Raw genomic sequence first — 17,825 nt, 5'->3', positions numbered from 1 at the left:
GCGGACGGGACGTGGGAGATGCTCCTGCGGCGGATCCAGGCCGAGGCGGACGCGGCTCCCGCCAGTCTTGGCGGGAGCGGGGACCGACCCGGCAGCTGTAGACCGTGATGCATTCCGGCGCGCTCGGCGGGACCGGCCCGTGCCGGGTCGCAGTCCATCTCACCTACGCGACCGGCGCCGGACCCGCCCTGATCGGCCAGCAGCACTCGCGGCCACCCGCCATCGCCGATGAGACCAGCGCAGCCACCACCCGACACGGACCCCAAGATCGCGCTCTACAGCTGCCGTGCCAGTTCCCCACGGAGTCCAGCCTGAGGGTGGTAGTAGGTGACCTCCAGCCGCGCACCGGCTCCAGGTGCCGTCGGCCCGAGCGGGCCAGCTCGGCGGTATGACCTCGTGGCAGCCGAGGGCGTCGGCAACGACGGGCCTTGCCCGACGTGGGGTCAAGCCGCCCGCGTTGGAGTCCGGCACGCTGGACCGACGCATCGTCAATGGCCTTCGATCGACTGAACGAATCGCCATCTCCGTCAGATGCCTCCCAACTCGAGATCACTTGATTCATGACTTTCCCGGCGACGGCGCCACGAGCGGAGGATCGGGACTGCGAGTCCGCCGAGAACGGCCAGCCCTGCTGCCGCTGGTCCACCCACAAGGATCCATTCGGCGGGTAGATGTGAGAGCAGTGAGCTGGAGTGACCTGCCGTGCCGGCGTCGGGAAAGGTGATGTGTCCCGTCCCGGTGTGACTCACGAGCCCGCTGGCGAGGTTCACGTCGATTTTCCACGGGCCGTTGGGCAGGTCGTTGGGGAATGCCACCGTGACCGTTCCGGGCTCGCCGGGGGCGAGGGTGGTGCCGTGGCCGACCTCGAACGGGCCCGCGCGCATGCCTGCCGGCCCTTCGGAGAGGCTGACCGATCCGGTCATGTCCAAGGCGCGGCCGCCGGTGTTGCGCACGTGGATGCTCAGCGAGGGCTGTCCGTGCGGGGCGCGCGCGGGGGTCAGCTCGCCGATGGCGAAGTCGGACGATGGCTCGCCGCCGGGCCCGATGTCGAGGTACATCCGGATGCCGACCCTGTTGATCTGGGTGATGTTGGCGGACGGATTCGGGCTGGAGCTTGCCGAGGCCCAGATCACCGCGTAGCGTTCGCCGGCCGCGGCGGTGGATGGGACCTGGACGCTCACCTCGACGCGAGCGTCGCTGTGCGGCTGCAGGTCCAACTGCCGGCGGTCGAGCGAGACCCAGGACGTCAGTTCGTTGGACGCGTGCGCGGCTCCGAAGCGGAACTGTTCGTCGGTGACTGTTGCGGCGCCAGGGTAGACCTCGATGTGCTGCGGTTTCGGGGATTTGTTCACGATCCTGGCCTGCCGCTGAATGGTGGTGCCGGGCGGCAGGTGATCCACGATGTATCTCAGCGCCCGCGGGTCGGAGCGGCGATCGACGGGTGCCTCCAGCAACTGGATCCCGATGACGTCCCGATCGGGTTCCTCTGCGGCCGCGCCGGCCTGGGCAGCAGGTCCCAGGCCAGCGCAACACAGCATCGCCAATGACATCCATCCGACCAGTCGGCCGCGGTGATTACGCAACAGAATGCGTCACCGTTCCGGTGTAGGTGCCGGACTCGTTGGCCTGCGGCACATGAACGTTCAGCGAGGGGGTCCACGTGGCAGTGTTGTTACCAGTGCCACCAGCGTGGGTGAGCGCGGTCAGGGGCGTCGTGTTGTTCAGCGGCGCCGCGTTGCCGGAGGCGGGCTGACCGGGAGTGAAGACGCCGTTGCCCGAGCTTGATGTCACGGGTCCCGACCAGTAGCTCACGTCGGTGGCTGGGATCGTCAGGCCGGAGCCGCCGGCCCCTGACGTGAAGTCGGTGGAGATCACGCTTGCGGTCCAGGACGCATCGGCCAGGGCCCGCCCGTCGGCGACGAGGACGTTGCCGAGCTGGCCGCTGATGGTACCGCCCGGAGGGCCCTGGCCGATGGCCGCCGACGCGGGCGTGGTGATGTCCAAGGTGCCGCCCTGCACCTGGAACGTCGTCGTTGTGGGGCCCGATGAAGCTGCCGAGGCGGGCACCGTCGTCAGCCCCGCCGCCAGGAGAGCGGCGGTACCGATCACGAGAGATCTAATCGTGCGCAAATTATCCTACTTTCTGTCATTTCGGGGACTTTGCCTCAAATCCACCGAAAGGAGCCATTTGTCTCAGCAAGTTATCCGATTCGCTCCTTTTGGTGAGGTATTTCACCGGCCTTTCGAGAGGGGAGGTGCGAAGACCGCGCTGGCGCGCAGACGTTGGGGTGTGCGACACGCCGTCAAGCTGCGGCCGGAAGGCCACCGCGCCCAGGTCGACGGCATCCTCACCGGCACTCTGGTCTCGGCGCGCCACCCACCCACTCGATGCGCCTGTCGGTTCTCGCGCGCTCGCGGCGGTCACCGTCGTGTCGCGTCAGCGAGTCCACTCGCGGAAACATAAAGTGACATTCAGATCGCAATGAGTGGTCAGCGGCTTGTCGTCGGCGCCCTGGCCTGGCGGAGGCCGCTCCTGCGTGAAGCGGAGACATAGGTGTTCAGACACGGGAGAGGGCGGGCTGGAGCAAGCCGCGGCACGGGAGGCATGGGCGGCATGTTTCGATCGTGGCCTTCGGTGTGGCGGGCCCGCAAAACGGGGGTGGTCATGATGGTCGGGTTGGCGCTCCTGGCGATCGTCCCGCCCACGGCCTGGGCCCCCACGGTCCAGCGCGCCTACGTCGCCGGCTACGACGACAGCACGGTGCCCGTTATCGACACCGCCGCCACCGCCGCCACCGCCGCCACCGCCGACCCTGCCACCACCGACCCCGGCGGCACCGGTGTCAGCTTCACGGTCATCCCGGCCAGCCGCCCCTCCCTGACCATCACCGAGAGCCACGCGGGCACCTTCGCCCAGGGCGAGGGCGGCGTCTACATCATCACTGTGGGCAACGCCACCACGGCCGGCCCGACCAATAACGCCAAGGTCACCGTCCACGGCACCCTCCCCGCAGGTCTTTGGGCCGACGGCATCACCGGTAGGGGGTGGCACTGCACCCTGGCCGACCTCAACTGTGCCCGCAGCGACGTCCTGCCTGCCGGGAACAGTTACCCGCCCATCATCCTGAAGGTCCGCGTCTCCTGCACCGCCCATGCAGAGGTCACCAGCACCGCCACCGTCACCGGAGGCGGTGACACCACCACCCACACCGCCACCGACACCACTAGGATCAAGCATCACGGGCATCACGGCCACCACGGGCACCACGGCCACTATGATCACTGCGATCACCACGGCCACTGACAACAACAGCCCAACGGCGGGGGCGATTCGTGTGGCCTCGTTCACGTTCAGCAGAAGCGTTTGTCTGCGAGTTCCGGCAGCAGTTGACGGGTGCCGGGCTCGCGGACCTTCGCGAGAAATGACGGCAGCAGGGTGTTGTTCTCGGGCACGGCCGCCTACTACCAGCGCGGGAGGCTGCCAGAAGCCCCCGAGCTGACGGACGTGCTCGCCGAACTCCGCGCTCGGCGCTTTCGCGACTGGCCTCGGCGATCAGTCGGTCGTCCGGATCCACGCCGACGACCTCGCTGAACAGATGCGCCGAGCTCAAGGCGAGGGTGCCCGACGCCGTATGTCAGTGCTCGGACGTAATCTCGCGCGCATGACGCTGAGTTGGAAACTGGTCATCGACAGTACGAACGCACCCGCACTCGCGGAGTTCTGGGCCGCAGCGCTGGGCTATGAGGTGGAAGATCCCAGCGCGCTCGTCGAGCAGTTGCTGGCCGCCGGCCACATCGGCGAGGAGGCGGTCGCCGAGCACCGTGGCCGCAGGACCTTCCGCGGTTACGCTGCGATCCGCCACCCCGAGGATCCGTACGACGAGACCAGCGGCATCGGCCGCGGGCGGCGACTGCTCTTCCAGGACGTGCCCGAGGGCAAGGCCGGCAAGAACCGTCTACACCTCGACGTCCACGGCGAGCCGGGTGGCCTCGACGAGCTTGTGACACGGCTGGAGGAGCTGGGTGCGACCCGCGTCCGCGAAGTGGACAAGGGGCCTGCCGGACACTGGTGGATCATGCGGGACCCGGAAGGCAACGAGTTCTGCGCTGCGTAGCTCCCCTGATCGCCCGGGACTCCGCACCCCGCCACGCAGGACGACGTCCACTACGTAGCCAGCGGAGCCCGTTCGAGTGGCGGCCTGGGTGGATTTCCGGGTGCGACTCCAACGACCCACCGCCCTCGAGGCGTTTGTCCGGAGCGTAGCCCCAGGTGCCCTCCAGGCCGCCGGGCGACCGCCGCACGATCGCATCGCGTCCGAGTGCAGGGCGGGGACGGCCGCGGCGTCGTCCACGGTGCCGCCTCCGCCGTCCAGGAAGCAGGCCACCCGCCGGCGCTTGGTGGGGGCCGCTGCGGAGCGCAGACGGGACCGGCGATATCGCGGCGATACAGCGACGTTGTGGCACCTGCCTAACGTCGTCTCCGAACCGAGGGAGGAGGGATGAACAGACGTCGACTGGTCGTCGGCATCAGCGGCGCGACCGGCATTTCGTACGGGCTGCGGATCCTGGAACACGCCCGAAAGGCCGGGCTCGAGACGCACCTGGTCGTGACCCCTGCCGGGCAGCAGACCCGGGCCTACGAGACCGACCTTTCGGTGGCCGACCTCGCCGCCACGGCAGACGGGACCTGCCGCTTGGGACCGGAGGATCGGCCCGTTCGTCGATGGCGTCCCACTGAGTGGTGGAGCAGAGATCTTGGTGTAACCCCTGGTCATGAAGCAGCCATCGCGCAACTCTCCGAGTGGGCATGCTCGTTGAGTGAGAGGTGCGCGATGGCCCTGTCCCAGTTTTCAAGATCGACGACATCACGATGACTCGGGCCAACATCGCCGTCACCCGCGCGCCGTCCTGCCCCACGTCCACCCGGAGGGCATCGACTGGCCCGCCGTCCGCACGGCCCTCACCGCCCCGGCGCGCCGCCTCGCCACCGCTTCCTGTTGACTTCTGCTGCTCCGTGCCGGACTTCGACGCTCAGCCGGTGCTCGGGCGCCGCACCGTGTACCGGCTGGACCGCTCCACCCAACTCGTCCTCATGGCCGCCAGGGAGGCGCTGCACGACGCCGATCTCGATCCACAGAGCCTGGGACGGCGCTCGCGTCGGGGTCGTCATCGGCTGCGGCATCGGCGCCTCCCAGACCTGGGAGACCCAGCACCGGCGACTGCTTGATCGAGGACCCAAACGCGTCTCACCGCTCCTGATCGCCATGATCGGGCCAAGCACACCGGCAAGCGAGATCGCCCTCGCCTGCGGCGCTCTCGGCCCGAGCCTGGTGACGGCGACCGCCTGCGCCTCGGGCTCGACGGCCGTGGCCGTGGCTCGAGACCTGCTCACCAGTGGCCAGTGCGACATCGTCCTCGCCGGCGGCACCGAAGCGTGCAACACGCCCCTGATCGCGACGGGCTTCGCGCAGCTCGGTGCACTGTCGACCCGTTGCGACGACCCCTCGACCGCCTCCCGGCCCTTCGACCGGACTCGGGACGGTTTCGTGCTGGGCGAAGCCGCCGCGGTCCTCGTCCTGGAACGGGCCCGGGATGCCGCCGCCTGCGGCCGCCAGCCCCGAGCCCTGTTCGCCGGGTGCGGATCCGCCACCGACGCCCACCACCCCACCGCTCCTCATCCCGAAGGCCGCGGGGTCAAGGAGGCCATCCGTGCCGCCCTGGCCGACGCCGCGCTCACCCACCAGGACGTGGACCATGTCAACGCCCACGGCACCTCGACCCTGCGGGGCGACGCCATTGAAGCGGACGCGATCAGCACGGTGCTGCCCGGTGGCCCCTTCGTCACCTCCACCAAGGGAGCTCTGAGTCACTCCCTCGGGGCCGCCGGCGCGGTCGAAGCCGCCCTGACGGTCCTCAGCCTCCAGCACTCCCTGATCCCGCCCACCGCCAACCTCGAGAGCCCCGACCCCGCATTCGACCTGAATCTGGTCACCAAAGCCGCCGCGAACGAACGCATCAACGCGGCACTGAGCACCTCCGTCGGCTTCGGTTGGCCACAACGTCGTCCTGGCATTCCGCACCCCCTGACCGCACCTCGGGAACAGTGAGGCCGGCTCCCAGCGACGAGAAACGACCTCGCGCCAGAAGCACGAACTACCTCGTGGGCGAGTGGATGGTCGGCCGATCATCCATGCCGGAGCGATAGCAGTCCTGCCAGAGCACCGCTTCGGGTGGCACCGTCAACATCCAGTCAGCTGGTGCATATGGGCTCCCGCCAGCGCGGATGAGGTTATCGGCAGCAGCAGCCGTTGTTGGTGCTCCGGCGGCGCTGACGGCCTGGGCCGACCAGAGCCCGCGAGGCATGCCGGGCTCGTCGCCGCTGACAGCCAGTCAACTACGGCCCACCGCGCGGGAATCGTCTTGCAGATCAGGGTTTCGTGCGGCGTGTTCCTGGCGAAGTACTTCAACCATGGGCTTATCGCCGGTTGCCGGTCATCCTGCTGTCGCTGTCTTCCGTGAGCCCCGAGGCGGGCGGCCCGTCCCGGTGCTGGGTCCGAGCGTCGATGCTGAGGCGAAGCGGACCGCGCGCGTGTTGGCCGCGGTGGCGACCCATGCCAGACCTGTCGAGCGGACCGCTGTGCTGCGGCAGGCCGCTGCGGTGGCCGGGGAGTTGGTGGCGGCGCTATCGGCTCTGGCTCCGGCGGCGGCCGGTGAGGATGTTCCGGCGGAGTCGACCAGTCAGTCGTACTTCCGGGTCCGTGAGGTGGAGTTGTCGGATCAGCAGGCTGCCCTGCACGGTGTCCTGGTCATCCACCGCGGTCTGGAGGATTTGTGTGATGCTCCGCTGTCGGGTGCCGACCTGGCGCTGGAGGTGGCCGGGATGCGGCAGTCGGTGCTCGACCTTACCGGCGCAGCGCCGGGCGCTGACCCCGACCCCGTCCCGCCGGTGGCCGTCCCCGAGCCTGGTGCTGGGGCGTCGTTGGAGAGCGCGTGGAGTGCTCGGTGGCTCATCGGGCACCAGGTCCATGTCCTGTTCAACGTCTGCGCTGCGGTCGCCGTGGCCGATGCCACCCGCCATCTGCGGGACGGCGACGGCGATGCCGCGCTGCTGCGGCTCGCCGATGCGACGGTGTACGTGCGCGGCTTCCCGGCGGCCATGGACCACGCCAGTACGATCCCGGCCGACTACTACATGGCGGCGATCCGCCACACCATGGCGCCCCCGTCGACGGACGTCCCGTTGAGCGGGCGCCAGCATCGCGGATACAAGCTGTTCCGGGCAGCGATGAAGGACCTGCTCTCGGTGGTGCCCGACTCCTACGAGCACCTGGCGGCCCGCGCCCCCGAGCTGGCCGAGGCACGGGGCGCTCTGCTGGAAGCCGACATCGTGGACGCCGAACGGCACGTCACCCTCGCGTACTCCATGGTGCAGCTGCGCCGTTCCATCGCTCAGCGACCCGAAGGCCCCGACAACGCCGTCGCCGAACTACGGCTCATGCGCCACCGCCGCGCGGCCCAGTACGCCCCCCTGATCCGATTCGGGGACCACTACATCGCCGACGCCGTGGCCGGCCTGCGCCACTCGTGAGTCCGCACGTCCGCCGCCCACACCACCGGCAGGAGACCCCGATGCCCGAGACGACGCCCGACACCACCCAAAGCACTGTCGCCGCCGCCGACTGGGAACTGGATCCGGCCGATGCCGGCGCGTGCGAGCGGATCGCCCGCACCCTGTGCACCAGCGGGCACGACCAGGTCGACAGCCCCGAATGGGTGGCACGGGCCCGCGACGCCTGGGAGGACCTCCCGCTACCGCTGCGCCGCGCGGTGCGCCGGTTCCGAAGGCACTCCGGCCCACACGGCACCATGGTGATCGGCGGCCTGCCCGTCGACCAGGCGGCCCTGCCCGCGACACCGGCCGTACTCGGCTCGGTCCAGCGCCACGCCACCGTCCCGGCCGCGCTGCTCACCATGGTGGCCTGCGGGCTCGGCGAGCCCCTCGCCTACCTGGCCGAGAAATCCGGCGCCCTCGTGCAGGACGTCGTGCCCGTGCCCGGGCAGGAGACCTTCCACGGCAACGCCGGATCGGTGCCGCTGTCCTTCCACACCGAGAACGGCTTCCACCCCCACCCACCCGACTATGTGATCTTCCTGTGCCTGCGCGCCGACCACGACCGGATCGCCGGCATGCGCACCGCCGGCATCCGCCAAGCACTGCCGCTCCTCACTCCGGCCAGCCGCCAGGCCCTGTTCACTCCGGAGTTCCTCACCACACCACCACCCTCCTTCGGCCCCGACGCCGCCACGAACGAGCCCGATGCCAAGCCCCGACCGGTGCTGTCGGGAGCAGCCGAGGATCCCGACATACGCATGGCCCAACTCGTCACCACCCCGCTCACCCCTCGGGCCACCGCGGCGCTGACCGAATTCGGCCGCGCCTGCGAGGCGAGTGCCCGCACCCTGCGCCTGACACCCGGCGACCTGGTCATCATCGACAACCGCGTCACCGTCCACGGCCGTACCGCCTTCCACCCCCGCTACGACGGAGCGGATCGCTGGCTGCAACGCACCTACGTCACCACCGACCTGCGCCGCTCCCGCGACCATCGCCCCCACGACGGCCACGTACTCGCCCGCTGACGGGTGGTTAAGGGGTTTTCGCCGACCGGCGGTGCGAGCCGTGAACCCTTCCCGATAGCCCGCCGCACGGGCACCGGCGAGTCAGCCGATCACGGAGTCCACGTGAAAGTGAACCGATTGCTGCCGGACATCCTGTAGGAGAGCCCGACGGGCAGTTGGCTCTTGTCCGTGTCGATGCCGACCACGCCGGTGCCCTGGTCGTAGGCCGTGCTTGAGCGCGTTGGTCAGCGCCTCCTGGATGATCCGGTACGCCGTCACGTCGATGCCGCCGGGCAGCGGCCTCAACTCGCCGGAGATCCGTACCTCCACCGGCAGGCCGGCGAAGGCGAACCGGTCGATCAGCGGGCTGAGCCGGGCCAGACTCGGCTGCGGCGCGCCTTGTCGGTGTGTCCGCTGCGCTGTTCCAGCAGGGCTGCGGCGATGGCGTCGAGCTTGCGCTGGATGGCGTGTTCGGCGCGTCGTTCGGCGTTCTTCAGCAGTGCGAGCAGCAGCAGTGTCACGGCGGTGATCAGGTCGCCGATCAGCAGTTGCCCGCTGAGGGAGAGGCCGACGGCGTGGACAGCGACGAAGGTGGCCACCAGGAGCAGGCACAGCAGGAAGAACACGGGTGAGCTGGTGAAGTTCGAGGCGCGTTCGGCCACGCGCTCGAAGTGGCCGCGGCCGCTGTCGGCGCGTTCGGCGGGATGCCGGAAGGACATGGGTCCTGCATAGTGGCCTGAGTTGCGGGGCGGCGCTCGCCACGCCGGTGGCCAGCCCTGGTACCCCGGCCGGGCGGCGCTGTCGCTGTCGTCTATCCGCGACTTGGGTCGCTGCATCACTGATGAGGAAGCCGAACGCTGCGCCCTTGCCGCAGCACTGCCCAACCGGGCCCTGGCCGTGATCGCTTCCCATATCCCCCTGCCCGAACCGGTCGCCGCCCCGCCTTCGTCGAAACCGTCGCCCGCGCCCTGAACAGCAGCCTCACCACCGCCCGCTGGGACGTCTTTGCTGTCCTGGCCGCCCTCGCCGGCGACCGGCTCATTGACCGTCTCCTCGCTCATCTGCCCATAACTACGCGCTCCTGTGGGGCCGAGCCGACCGCGCCCCGCCGCTTGACCACGTCCGGTACCCCGCGCCCGCCCAAATGTGTTGACCTTGATGTTCGGCGGGCGTTGGATAGGCGCTCCCCGGCCGGGTGCCCCGGAGCCGGCCCGCACGCTTCAGGAATCGCGCCGCGCGATCAGCTCGGTGAAGCTCTGTTCGACGTCGACGAGCGCGGCGGGCCGGCTCGGTCCGGCCGCACGGGGGTGGTCAGGCCGAACCGATGAGGAGCGGCAGCACGCCAATTTCTGACTGGACGGCACGACCGCTCCGGCCGGGGCTGTTCTAGCCCTTGAAGGTGTCCTTGGCCGCGTCCTTCACCTTCTCGGCCGCCTGTTTGGCGTCACCCTTCACCTGGTCGCCCTTGCCCTTGGCTTCCAGCTGTTCGTCACCCGTCGCCTTGCCGGCCGTCTCCTTGACCTTGCCCTTGGCCTTGTCGGCGATGTTCTTGGCCTTGGCACCAGCACTCATGACATCCTCCTGGATCCGTAATCGTCGGCGTCACCCAGCCATCCGGTGACGTGTCATCAGCGAGCCGCGACCCGCCGGTCGAAGCCGGCACGGCCTGTCCGACACGGCCGGGCTCTTTGACGTCATCCTCGGGGGACCCGGTCGGCCTTGCCACTCGACTGTCCCGCCTGATCGCCGACCGCACCGAGGGCTCCGTTCCTCACCGATCGCCGGGCCCGGGACGCACTTCCCGATGCCGCCGGCCGCTCCCTGTCGGCGTACGGAGTTGTCTCCCCAACCCGGTACGAGCGAACGTCCTCGGCTGCTTGGCCGCCGCATGGCCGGGGTCGGCCGGTAGCCAGCCAGCCTCGGGACAGGGCGGTCAGTCCGGGGTGGGGCGTAGCCCCATCGAGCAGCGACGCCCGTAGGGCGCCCTTGACGGACTGTCGTGTCCCGCACCCTGAGAAATCGGGTGGCCCCGGCTCCCCGACCTGCGCACGAACACCTTCAGGGTGGGGACGTATCGCTGTACCTCACTGGCCACGTTCCGGGTGTACGCCGACACTCCCGGTATGTCTCCGCCCGACGGCGCTGGTGCGGTGCGCCCGGCGCGTCGCCAGTTCCCGCCGTGTCCCGTCCTGATGTCCTTTTCTCGGTTGGCGTGTGCGGCTGTCCGCCGGGGTGGGCCGCACGGGTTCCACCGTCGGCCTTCGGCAACTTGTGCTGACCCACCGGTGGCGGTGCCCGGACCCCTGGGTGCGCCACCGGGTGTCGGCGGGGCCGGGCGGGCCCAACACGGCTGAGCATGCGACGATGCCGGTCTCAGCGGCTGCATACCATGAAGGTGAACGAAGTGGGGCCGGTCCCGGGCACTGGGACCCGGGAGGGGCTGGGGGCCCCGAGAACGGTCGGAGGTGCTTCCCGTGACAGCGGTCCGGCGATACGGCATCACGCTCCCTGGGGCGCCCGGCAGCCATGGCCCGCCCACCGTGATCGTGGTCCACCTGACGTCGGACCTCACCGCAGACGGGCGGCCCGTCTACGCCGACGACTCTGGTGCCTTCCGCGTCCAGATCACCGACGAGGGTGTCGCCCAACCCCTCGCGGACACCGCCTCCGCCTCGGGCGGGTGCGGACAGGAGCAGTGCCTGCACGCCGAGGCCCTGCCTCCACCCGGCGGAGCCGACGGCGCAGGCCTACTGCGGGGGTGAGGCCGGGGCCGGGCTCCCGTTCCCGCACGCCGATGCGGTTGGCCGTTTACAAGGAGTTCTCCCGCCAGTACGTGTCGCTCGGAGCCCGGGTGCGGGACGCGGCGGCCATCGTGCGGGACGAAGAGAGGCGACAGCCGCCGGATCCCTGGCCCATGTCCGCAGGTCCGGACCGATTCGGCCTGAGCCGTTTCGGGCCGTACACGATGGCGTCGGCGTACGGCTGGCGCACGGTGAGTTCCTCGCGGTGTGCAGCCCTTCGCCGCCGGAGTGTTCGCCGCCGGCGGCGATGTGGGCAGGTGGCAGCCGTTGTGGCTGATGTCCTGGTCCTCGTGGTCGAAACGTCGCTGCTGCTTGTCGACAGTGATGACGGCGGGCAGCAGGACTGGTGAGGGAGTCGACGATCTCCCGGCGCCTGCTCGCCCGCTTCGAAGCCGCGCTCGGCGCGCTCATCTTCGGCACCGCAACCGTGGTCCAGGATCCGCCTCCTACCGGCACAGCGCCGTGCAGGTCCGGGCGCAGACACGGGTGGGCTTCCCTCGCCGCTTCCGCCTCGAGTCGCCTCCATCATCGGCCTGGTGCGGCCGGGTCCTGCCAGGCCTCTCGGGGCCCTGCTCAACTTGCACGGGCCTCCTGCGGCCACCGCCCTGACCCACGCGGAGCCGCACCGTGACCGGGGCAGGCGGTCAGGTGATTCAGTGCAGGAGAACGGCCAGGAGTTCGGCGAGACTGGGGCCGGCGTCGGCCGGGTGGCGCAGTTGTTTGGCGGCCTGGACGTGGTAATGGTTGCTGCGGCCGGTGCGTTCGTGGGTCAGGTAGCCGGCGTCTTCGAGGTCGACGATGATCCGTTGGACGGCCCGCTCGGTCAGCAGGCAGCGCGCCGCGATGTCGCGCACCCTGATCCCGGGATCGCGGGCGATCTGCACTAGCACGCGGGCGTGGTTGGTCAGGAAGGTCCACCGCCGCGCCGTCGCGGGGTACTCGTCCATGGCACCAGCTTACGACCGCCGATTCACGCAGTCGTAAGCACGAAAAACAATCCGTGCAACTGTTGACATGGATCGCTCGCGGACGAATGGTTGAAGGGCAAGCCAGGCCCCTCGTCGGCCGGGATCCTTGCCTCCGCGTGAAGAGGTCACCGTGGACAGCCTTACCCGCGACAACCTGGAAACCCTCGCCGGCTTCCTCTACGACCGCATCGGCCGCCCCCGTGAGAACGGCGACCAGACCTGTCAGGTCGAGCCGCTGCGCCGCACGGTCCGCCACGCGGTCACCGGCCTTGAGGCCTACCTGACTGCCAGCGAATCCTCCCAAGGCACCTTGGGCTACCAGCAGGACACCGCCGACGAGCTGTGGGAGAGCCTGGAGCGGATCGCTTCCCGCTGGCGCGACCAGCGAGCCCCTACCCCGGCCCCGCCCGACCGCGACACACGGTGAGGAAAGCCATGGCCACCGCCCACCGCCCCCCGCCCGAGCCGCCACCACAGCACTGCCCCTGGCAAGCCCCACACGCGAAGCACGCGGGCCGGCTCCCAGTGACACCCCACGCCGACCCGCCTCCAACACCTCGCGCTGGGCCGCCCGGAAGGCACACCATGCTCGCCCCGGATATGAAGACATCCACCACCCGCATCGGCGACGCCCTGGTCTGCTCCATCGCCGGCTACGCCCACATGGACAACGAACAGCACCTGCGCCACGAACTGCGACAGGCCCTCGCCCGGCACCCCGCACTCCTCGCGATCGACCTGCACGCCGTCGACCTGTTCACCACCAGCGCCCTCCACACTCTGCTCACCGCCCGCCGGAGCGCACTCGCCGCGGGCGTGCCCCTCGTGCTTGCCGCACCCAGCCCGCAGGCACAACGGGTGCTGGAGATCACCCAGACCGACACCGTGTTCCAGGTGTTCCCGACCCTGACCGAGGCCCTGCACAAAAGCGCCCCTTCGAAACCGAGCACACCGCACCCGACCGCCCTGTGACCGAAGGTTCGCGAGGCGCGCTTCCGCTTCTGCCGCGTTCCAAGTCCCCTTGCACGACTCCTCCCCACCCTGTGGGGATGCGCTACGGCGACTACGCGCCGCCAGCGGCCCCGGTACCGGGGCTGGAGGAAGAGCCGACGACGGGACCGTCAGCGCACTCCGGCCCCGCGCGGACGCCCTGCGAAGAGCACGTTTCGAGACGCCGGCTGCCGGTAAGGCGGCAGGCCACTGAAGAACCAAGGAGGACCTGATGTCGACAGGGACCCTCATCGCGATCATCGTGCCCGTCGTAGTCGTGCTGCTCCTGATAGCCGGAGCGTTGTGGCTCGTGGCCCGCCGCCGCCGGTTGCGGGAACGGTTCGGCCCCGAGTACGAGCGCACCGTCCGCAGCTCGGGCAGCCGACTGGCCGCCGAGCAGGAACTGCGCCGCCGCGAACAGCGCCACCAGCAGCTGGAGATCAAGCCGTTGGCACCCGGCACCAGACAGCGATACGCGCAGGACTGGACGCAGGTGCAGCAGGAGTTCGTCGACCGTCCCGGCGAGGCCGTCCAGCGGGCTGACGGCCTGGTCACCGCGCTCATGCATGAGCGCGGCTACCCCACCGAGGACTACGAACAGCGGCTGCGTGACCTGTCCGTCGAGCACGCGAACACCCTGAAGCACTACCGTGCCGCGCATGCGGTCAACGCCCAGGCCGGTCGCGGTGACGCGACCACCGAAGAACTCCGCGGGGCGATGGTGCACTACCGCGCACTGTTCACGGCGCTCCTCGACGGCGGGCAGGCGGCGCGGGACGACGACGAGTCGCCACGGAGATGACAGAGATGAAGCCGCAGCGCTACGACGACACGGGACCGATGACGACCGAGGACATCGTCGCCACAGGACCACAGAACGAGGAAACCAGAGACCACCAGGACACAGCGCGGGCAGTCAGGCGCCTCTCGCTTCAGACCTACGCAGCCAGCTGGCCGTCTTCGACTCGCCGTGCCGGGCCCGCTCCTTGTTCACGGTCCGGGCCGCGATCTCGCTCTCTGTGCGGTCCCGGGCGCTGTCCTTGATGTGCTCGTACTGACGTTCACGCTTCTTGCTCGAACCGCAGGCATGCGGTTCCTCCTCGTTTCGGGGGTGTGCGCCATGGCGCACACCCCGCACGTAGGTCTCGATCCGTTCGCTCGCCTGCGCGGCTACGGCGGGCGAGCTTTGGTCGTCGCGAGGTGTGACCGCGGGGGGAACGTCAGGGGGCTGGTGAGCGGAAGCTTGCAGGGCCGGCCTCGCCGCACGGTGTTGCTGGTGCCCTCCGATCGGGCGAGGCAGGTGAGGCGGGCTCACAGGGCGAGCACGGTGGGGGGATCACTGCCTGCTGGGCGGGATGGACCCGGCCCTGACAGGACGAGAGGCGGACGCGCGATGGGGCATGGCGGAAATGTGCTCGCGGAGCTGATGGCGGATCACCGGGAGGTCGAGGAGATCTTCGGCCGCATCCAGGCGATGACCAGCCGCGGGCAGGAACTGCGTGACCTCGTCGACGAGGTCACCATCGAGCTGGTGCGGCACTCGGTCGCCGAGGAGCAGTACCTCTACCCGGCGGTGCGCGAGCACATCCAGGGCGGTGACCGGCTCGCGGACAAGGAGATCGCCGACCACGGCCGGATCGAGAAGATCCTCAAGCAGCTGGAGAAGACGAACACCGACGATGCGCAGATGAGCGCTCTGCTGCGGCAGCTCATGGACGAGGTCGCCGCCCACGTCCAGGACGAGGAACACAACCTCTTCCCGATGCTGCGCCAGGCCTGCTCCTCCGAGATGCTTGGTGATCTCGGCGAGAAGGTCCGGCGGGCCAAGGCCATGGCTCCGACCCGCCCGCACCCCGCCGCGCCCGACACCCCGATGGCCAGCAAGATCCTGGCGCCGGGTGTCGGTCTGGTCGACCGGGCCCGCGACTTCGTCACTGGCCGCGGAAAGTCCTGACCGCACCCGGCAGTCGGCGATGAGCGCAGCTGGGTCGGACCGCAGAGTGTCGGTCCGACCCAGGTGCCCGGTCGGGCAGGGCGTGACGCGGGTCATGCCATCGGCCGTGGTGGCCGCCTACACTGGTCGGCCACGAGCGGGGCAGCGCGGCTCCGCGTAGACAGCTCGCGCACCCGATCAGCCGGACCACGGGCGAGCCCGCCCCGAGGGACCGATCACCATGCCCACCGACCTGACACCTGTCATAGCCGCCTCCACCCGCTGGCTCCTGGCCGCCTACCCACCGCCAGCGGGCGCGCTCAGCCGGGCTCTGGCCGATGCCCAGGCCCGGCAGGCCACCGCGCTCGCGGCCGCTCTGTGCTACCCCACCAGCCTGGACGTGCAGCTGCTCCATCTCCTCGCCCCCAGCGGATCCCACCGGTTGGACTGGCTCACCGGATGCGAGCCGCTCCCCGACGACACCGACACCGCCTGGCGGACCTGGGTCGACGAAACCGTCGTCAGCTGGGCAGCCTGCCTCCTGGCCGACCCCGCACTGGCCGCACGCGCCAACCAGGCCCTGGCCACAACCGAGCACCACACCGAAGCCGGCGGACTGCAACGCCTCACCCACCCCAGCACCCGCGACAGCGAAGCCACCGCCCTCCTGCGCCACCCAGACCTTCTCGAACCCATCGCCGTCCTGCACCGGCCCCAGCTCGTCGAACTGCTCACGGCCGAGGGCGCCGGATTGTCGTGATGCCACCCCTGTGCGGCACGTGCCGCACACAGCGCGCGTTGGCACGGCTGTCAGAGGATCTCCCGGCCGGCCTCCGGACGGGTGAGCGACCATCCCAACACCGCGGTGCGGACTGCGGCGCGGCGCCCGGACCGTCAGACTCGAGTGGCGTTGCGGCCCCACCGGGCCGCGGCCGGAGGTTGGACCGAGGCTGAGGAGTGATGGCGGGTGGCGTTGAGCGACCAGTACGCCCCGCAGGATCCGGCCGAGCAGTACCCGAGGCCGCCGCTGCCCGAGCAGACGCAACCACACCCCGGAAGCGGCGAGCAGATGCGGCCCCAGCCGGACCACGGTGAAACCTCCTACCGAGGCTCCGGCCGCCTGACGGGCAGGGTCGCACTCATCACCGGAGCCGACTCCGGGATCGGGCGGGCCGTGGCCTTGGCATTCGCCCGTGAGGGTGCCAACGTGGCCTTCAGCTACCTGCCCGAGGAACAAGGCGATGCCGACATCACCACCGGCCTGATCGAGCAGGCCGGCCGCCGCGCGCTGCCGCTTGTCGGCGATCTGCGCGAGGAGGAGTTCTGCACCAGCCTGCCCGAGCGATGCGCCGCCGACCTGGGTGGGCTGGACATCCTGGTGAACAACGCTGCCTACCAGATGTCGCAGCCCGACGGACTCGCCGCGATCAGCACCGAGCAGTTTGACCGGGTGATTACGACCAATCTGTACGGGATGTTCTGGCTCACCCGGGCCGCGCTGCCGCATCTGCGTCCGGGCGCGTCGGTTATCAACAGCGCCTCGGTGCAGGCGTACAAGCCCAGCGCGCATCTGCTGGACTACGCGATGACGAAGGCGGCGATCGTCGCGTTCACCCAGGGCCTGGCCCAGCAGCTGGCACCCGGGGGAATCCGGGTCAACGCGGTGGCGCCCGGGCCGGTGTGGACGCCGCTGATCCCGGCCACCATGGACGAGGAGAAGGTCGCGCACTTCGGCGAGCAGTCCCCGATGGGCCGCCCGGCCCAGCCGGCCGAGATGGCCCCGGCCTACGTATTCCTCGCCTCGCAGGAGGCCTCCTACATCACCGGGGAGGTCCTCAACGCCACCGGCGGCATCCCCCTGCCATGACCGTCCGAGAAGGACACGCAGCGGCGTAGCTGTTGCGCCCACACAGCGCCTCTGCCGACGTCGTGCCGCCAGCCGCTGCGCATGGGGCTGAGACTCCGGCTGCCCAGGTGCGGCAGGCCTGGCACCGGCAGACCCTGGGAGAGGAACCGACTGCGGAGGAGAGCGAGGGCGCGTAGCCGCAGGGCAGGTGGCCGAGGAGGCAGTCGGTGAGCTGGGCGCCTTGGCGACCGGTGGATTTCCGCCCTCGCCACAGATCCGGCAGTCGCGCCGATCGGCCCGGTCGGCGCACCGCGCGGGCTCGGCGGTGGCCCTGGTAGGAGGATGGGAGATGCCCACCGACCTCGGAGGTTGCTGGTGTTCGAAGCGAATGAGATCCGGGAATGGCGCGGTCACGACGTGGTCGATGCCGATCGCCACAGGATCGGCACGCTGGAGTCCGTCTACGTGGACACCGTGACCGACGAGCCATCGTTCGCCACGGTCACGGTCGGGCTGCCCACGCGCCGCCGCCTGGTGTTCGTCCCCCTCGCCGACGCGAGGGTCGGACCGGGGTACCTGCAGGTCGCCCACCCCAGGAGCCAGGTCAAGAAGGCTCCGGCGATCGACACCGACGGCGAGCTGCCGGCCGAGGACGAGGCGGCCGTCTT

The 17,825-nt window shown here is 69.9% G+C and carries 19 protein-coding genes and 1 pseudogene; 14 read left to right on the top strand and 6 right to left on the bottom strand.

The window, feature by feature from the left end; all coding sequences use genetic code 11:
• Window positions 1–527 precede the first annotated feature (527 nt).
• Both ACWDAK_RS37800 and ACWDAK_RS37795 read right to left on the bottom strand, forming a co-directional pair.
• Complete coding sequence (locus ACWDAK_RS37800; protein WP_344640750.1) at window positions 528–1,538, bottom strand: COG1361 family protein; 1,011 nt, start codon at window positions 1,536–1,538, stop codon at window positions 528–530.
• Window positions 1,539–1,575: 37 nt separating this feature from the next.
• Window positions 1,576–2,109, bottom strand: coding sequence for a hypothetical protein (locus tag ACWDAK_RS37795; RefSeq protein WP_344640749.1), 534 nt, complete (start codon window positions 2,107–2,109; stop codon window positions 1,576–1,578).
• A 568-nt stretch (window positions 2,110–2,677) separates the two neighbouring features.
• On the opposite strand from ACWDAK_RS37795, the gene ACWDAK_RS37790 reads away from it, so the two are divergent.
• The 6 genes from ACWDAK_RS37790 (at window position 2,678) to ACWDAK_RS37765 (ending at window position 8,640) form a co-directional block, all read left to right on the top strand.
• Window positions 2,678–3,304, top strand: coding sequence for a hypothetical protein (locus ACWDAK_RS37790; RefSeq protein ID WP_344640748.1), 627 nt, complete (start codon window positions 2,678–2,680; stop codon window positions 3,302–3,304).
• A 358-nt stretch (window positions 3,305–3,662) separates the two neighbouring features.
• A complete protein-coding gene (locus tag ACWDAK_RS37785) occupies window positions 3,663–4,115 on the top strand; it encodes a VOC family protein (RefSeq protein ID WP_427395098.1) in 453 nt (150 codons plus the stop codon).
• A gap of 384 nt (window positions 4,116–4,499) precedes the next feature.
• Window positions 4,500–4,874 (top strand): flavoprotein, encoded by a 375-nt coding sequence (locus ACWDAK_RS37780; RefSeq protein ID WP_425557846.1) that lies wholly within the window; start codon window positions 4,500–4,502, stop codon window positions 4,872–4,874.
• 123 nt (window positions 4,875–4,997) lie between these two features.
• On the top strand, window positions 4,998–6,107 hold the full coding sequence (locus tag ACWDAK_RS37775; RefSeq protein WP_427395097.1) for a beta-ketoacyl-[acyl-carrier-protein] synthase family protein: 1,110 nt from the start codon (window positions 4,998–5,000) through the stop codon (window positions 6,105–6,107).
• 482 nt (window positions 6,108–6,589) lie between these two features.
• Entirely contained in the window at window positions 6,590–7,588 is a 999-nt protein-coding gene (locus ACWDAK_RS37770) for a hypothetical protein (RefSeq protein WP_427395096.1), read from the top strand.
• A gap of 41 nt (window positions 7,589–7,629) precedes the next feature.
• The gene (locus ACWDAK_RS37765) at window positions 7,630–8,640 is read left to right on the top strand and encodes a clavaminate synthase family protein (RefSeq protein WP_344640745.1); all 1,011 of its coding nucleotides are present in this window, start codon (window positions 7,630–7,632) and stop codon (window positions 8,638–8,640) included.
• Between the two features lie 338 nt (window positions 8,641–8,978).
• On the opposite strand, the gene ACWDAK_RS37760 is transcribed toward ACWDAK_RS37765, so the two are convergent.
• Together ACWDAK_RS37760 and ACWDAK_RS37755 are read right to left on the bottom strand one after the other, a co-directional pair.
• Window positions 8,979–9,338 carry a low affinity iron permease family protein gene (locus ACWDAK_RS37760; protein ID WP_427395095.1) on the bottom strand — a complete coding sequence of 120 codons (360 nt, stop codon included), beginning with the start codon at window positions 9,336–9,338 and terminating at the stop codon, window positions 8,979–8,981.
• Between the two features lie 667 nt (window positions 9,339–10,005).
• Complete coding sequence (locus ACWDAK_RS37755) at window positions 10,006–10,191, bottom strand: CsbD family protein (protein WP_344641490.1); 186 nt, start codon at window positions 10,189–10,191, stop codon at window positions 10,006–10,008.
• 902 nt (window positions 10,192–11,093) lie between these two features.
• On the opposite strand from ACWDAK_RS37755, the gene ACWDAK_RS37750 reads away from it, so the two are divergent.
• Window positions 11,094–11,381 carry a DUF6296 family protein gene (locus ACWDAK_RS37750; RefSeq protein ID WP_344641489.1) on the top strand — a complete coding sequence of 96 codons (288 nt, stop codon included), beginning with the start codon at window positions 11,094–11,096 and terminating at the stop codon, window positions 11,379–11,381.
• Between the two features lie 692 nt (window positions 11,382–12,073).
• Here the strand turns inward: ACWDAK_RS37750 and ACWDAK_RS37745 are convergent.
• Window positions 12,074–12,367, bottom strand: coding sequence for a helix-turn-helix transcriptional regulator (locus ACWDAK_RS37745; RefSeq protein ID WP_344641709.1), 294 nt, complete (start codon window positions 12,365–12,367; stop codon window positions 12,074–12,076).
• Between the two features lie 151 nt (window positions 12,368–12,518).
• Between ACWDAK_RS37745 and ACWDAK_RS37740 the strand changes: the two genes are divergently transcribed.
• The 3 genes from ACWDAK_RS37740 to ACWDAK_RS37730 all read left to right on the top strand — a co-directional run bounded on the left by ACWDAK_RS37740 (window position 12,519) and on the right by ACWDAK_RS37730 (window position 14,180).
• Window positions 12,519–12,815 carry a hypothetical protein gene (locus tag ACWDAK_RS37740; RefSeq protein WP_427395094.1) on the top strand — a complete coding sequence of 99 codons (297 nt, stop codon included), beginning with the start codon at window positions 12,519–12,521 and terminating at the stop codon, window positions 12,813–12,815.
• Between the two features lie 173 nt (window positions 12,816–12,988).
• Window positions 12,989–13,360, top strand: coding sequence for an STAS domain-containing protein (locus tag ACWDAK_RS37735; RefSeq protein WP_344641560.1), 372 nt, complete (start codon window positions 12,989–12,991; stop codon window positions 13,358–13,360).
• Between the two features lie 250 nt (window positions 13,361–13,610).
• The gene (locus ACWDAK_RS37730; protein WP_344641559.1) at window positions 13,611–14,180 is read left to right on the top strand and encodes a hypothetical protein; all 570 of its coding nucleotides are present in this window, start codon (window positions 13,611–13,613) and stop codon (window positions 14,178–14,180) included.
• Window positions 14,181–14,327: 147 nt separating this feature from the next.
• Here the strand turns inward: ACWDAK_RS37730 and ACWDAK_RS37725 are convergent.
• Window positions 14,328–14,507, bottom strand: a pseudogene (locus ACWDAK_RS37725) (hypothetical protein); the annotation flags it as partial.
• Between the two features lie 264 nt (window positions 14,508–14,771).
• On the opposite strand from ACWDAK_RS37725, the gene ACWDAK_RS37720 reads away from it, so the two are divergent.
• From ACWDAK_RS37720 to ACWDAK_RS37705, 4 genes are all read left to right on the top strand, one after another.
• Window positions 14,772–15,332 carry a hemerythrin domain-containing protein gene (locus ACWDAK_RS37720; protein WP_427395093.1) on the top strand — a complete coding sequence of 187 codons (561 nt, stop codon included), beginning with the start codon at window positions 14,772–14,774 and terminating at the stop codon, window positions 15,330–15,332.
• A 220-nt stretch (window positions 15,333–15,552) separates the two neighbouring features.
• Entirely contained in the window at window positions 15,553–16,071 is a 519-nt protein-coding gene (locus ACWDAK_RS37715; protein ID WP_427395092.1) for a hypothetical protein, read from the top strand.
• 213 nt (window positions 16,072–16,284) lie between these two features.
• Entirely contained in the window at window positions 16,285–17,178 is an 894-nt protein-coding gene (locus tag ACWDAK_RS37710) for an SDR family oxidoreductase (protein ID WP_344641562.1), read from the top strand.
• 354 nt (window positions 17,179–17,532) lie between these two features.
• Window positions 17,533–17,825 (top strand): PRC-barrel domain-containing protein (locus tag ACWDAK_RS37705; protein ID WP_449806549.1); only part of this gene is annotated, 293 nt, incomplete at its 3' end.

It is taken from the genome of Kitasatospora sp. NPDC001175, assembly GCF_053598215.1.
The sequence above is the reverse complement of the archived record's forward strand: the minus strand, read 5'-3'. Positions and strand labels throughout refer to the sequence as shown.

Coding starts and splice junctions, on each gene's coding strand:
- ACWDAK_RS37800 (WP_344640750.1), bottom strand. CDS start 1,538: ATGCTGTGTTGCGCTGGCCTGGGACCTGCTGCCCAGGCCGGCGCGGCC.
- ACWDAK_RS37785 (WP_427395098.1), top strand. CDS start 3,663: ATGACGCTGAGTTGGAAACTGGTCATCGACAGTACGAACGCACCCGCA.
- ACWDAK_RS37780 (WP_425557846.1), top strand. CDS start 4,500: ATGAACAGACGTCGACTGGTCGTCGGCATCAGCGGCGCGACCGGCATT.
- ACWDAK_RS37765 (WP_344640745.1), top strand. CDS start 7,630: ATGCCCGAGACGACGCCCGACACCACCCAAAGCACTGTCGCCGCCGCC.
- ACWDAK_RS37760 (WP_427395095.1), bottom strand. CDS start 9,338: ATGTCCTTCCGGCATCCCGCCGAACGCGCCGACAGCGGCCGCGGCCAC.
- ACWDAK_RS37755 (WP_344641490.1), bottom strand. CDS start 10,191: ATGAGTGCTGGTGCCAAGGCCAAGAACATCGCCGACAAGGCCAAGGGC.
- ACWDAK_RS37745 (WP_344641709.1), bottom strand. CDS start 12,367: ATGGACGAGTACCCCGCGACGGCGCGGCGGTGGACCTTCCTGACCAAC.
- ACWDAK_RS37735 (WP_344641560.1), top strand. CDS start 12,989: ATGAAGACATCCACCACCCGCATCGGCGACGCCCTGGTCTGCTCCATC.
- ACWDAK_RS37730 (WP_344641559.1), top strand. CDS start 13,611: ATGTCGACAGGGACCCTCATCGCGATCATCGTGCCCGTCGTAGTCGTG.
- ACWDAK_RS37720 (WP_427395093.1), top strand. CDS start 14,772: ATGGGGCATGGCGGAAATGTGCTCGCGGAGCTGATGGCGGATCACCGG.
- ACWDAK_RS37715 (WP_427395092.1), top strand. CDS start 15,553: ATGCCCACCGACCTGACACCTGTCATAGCCGCCTCCACCCGCTGGCTC.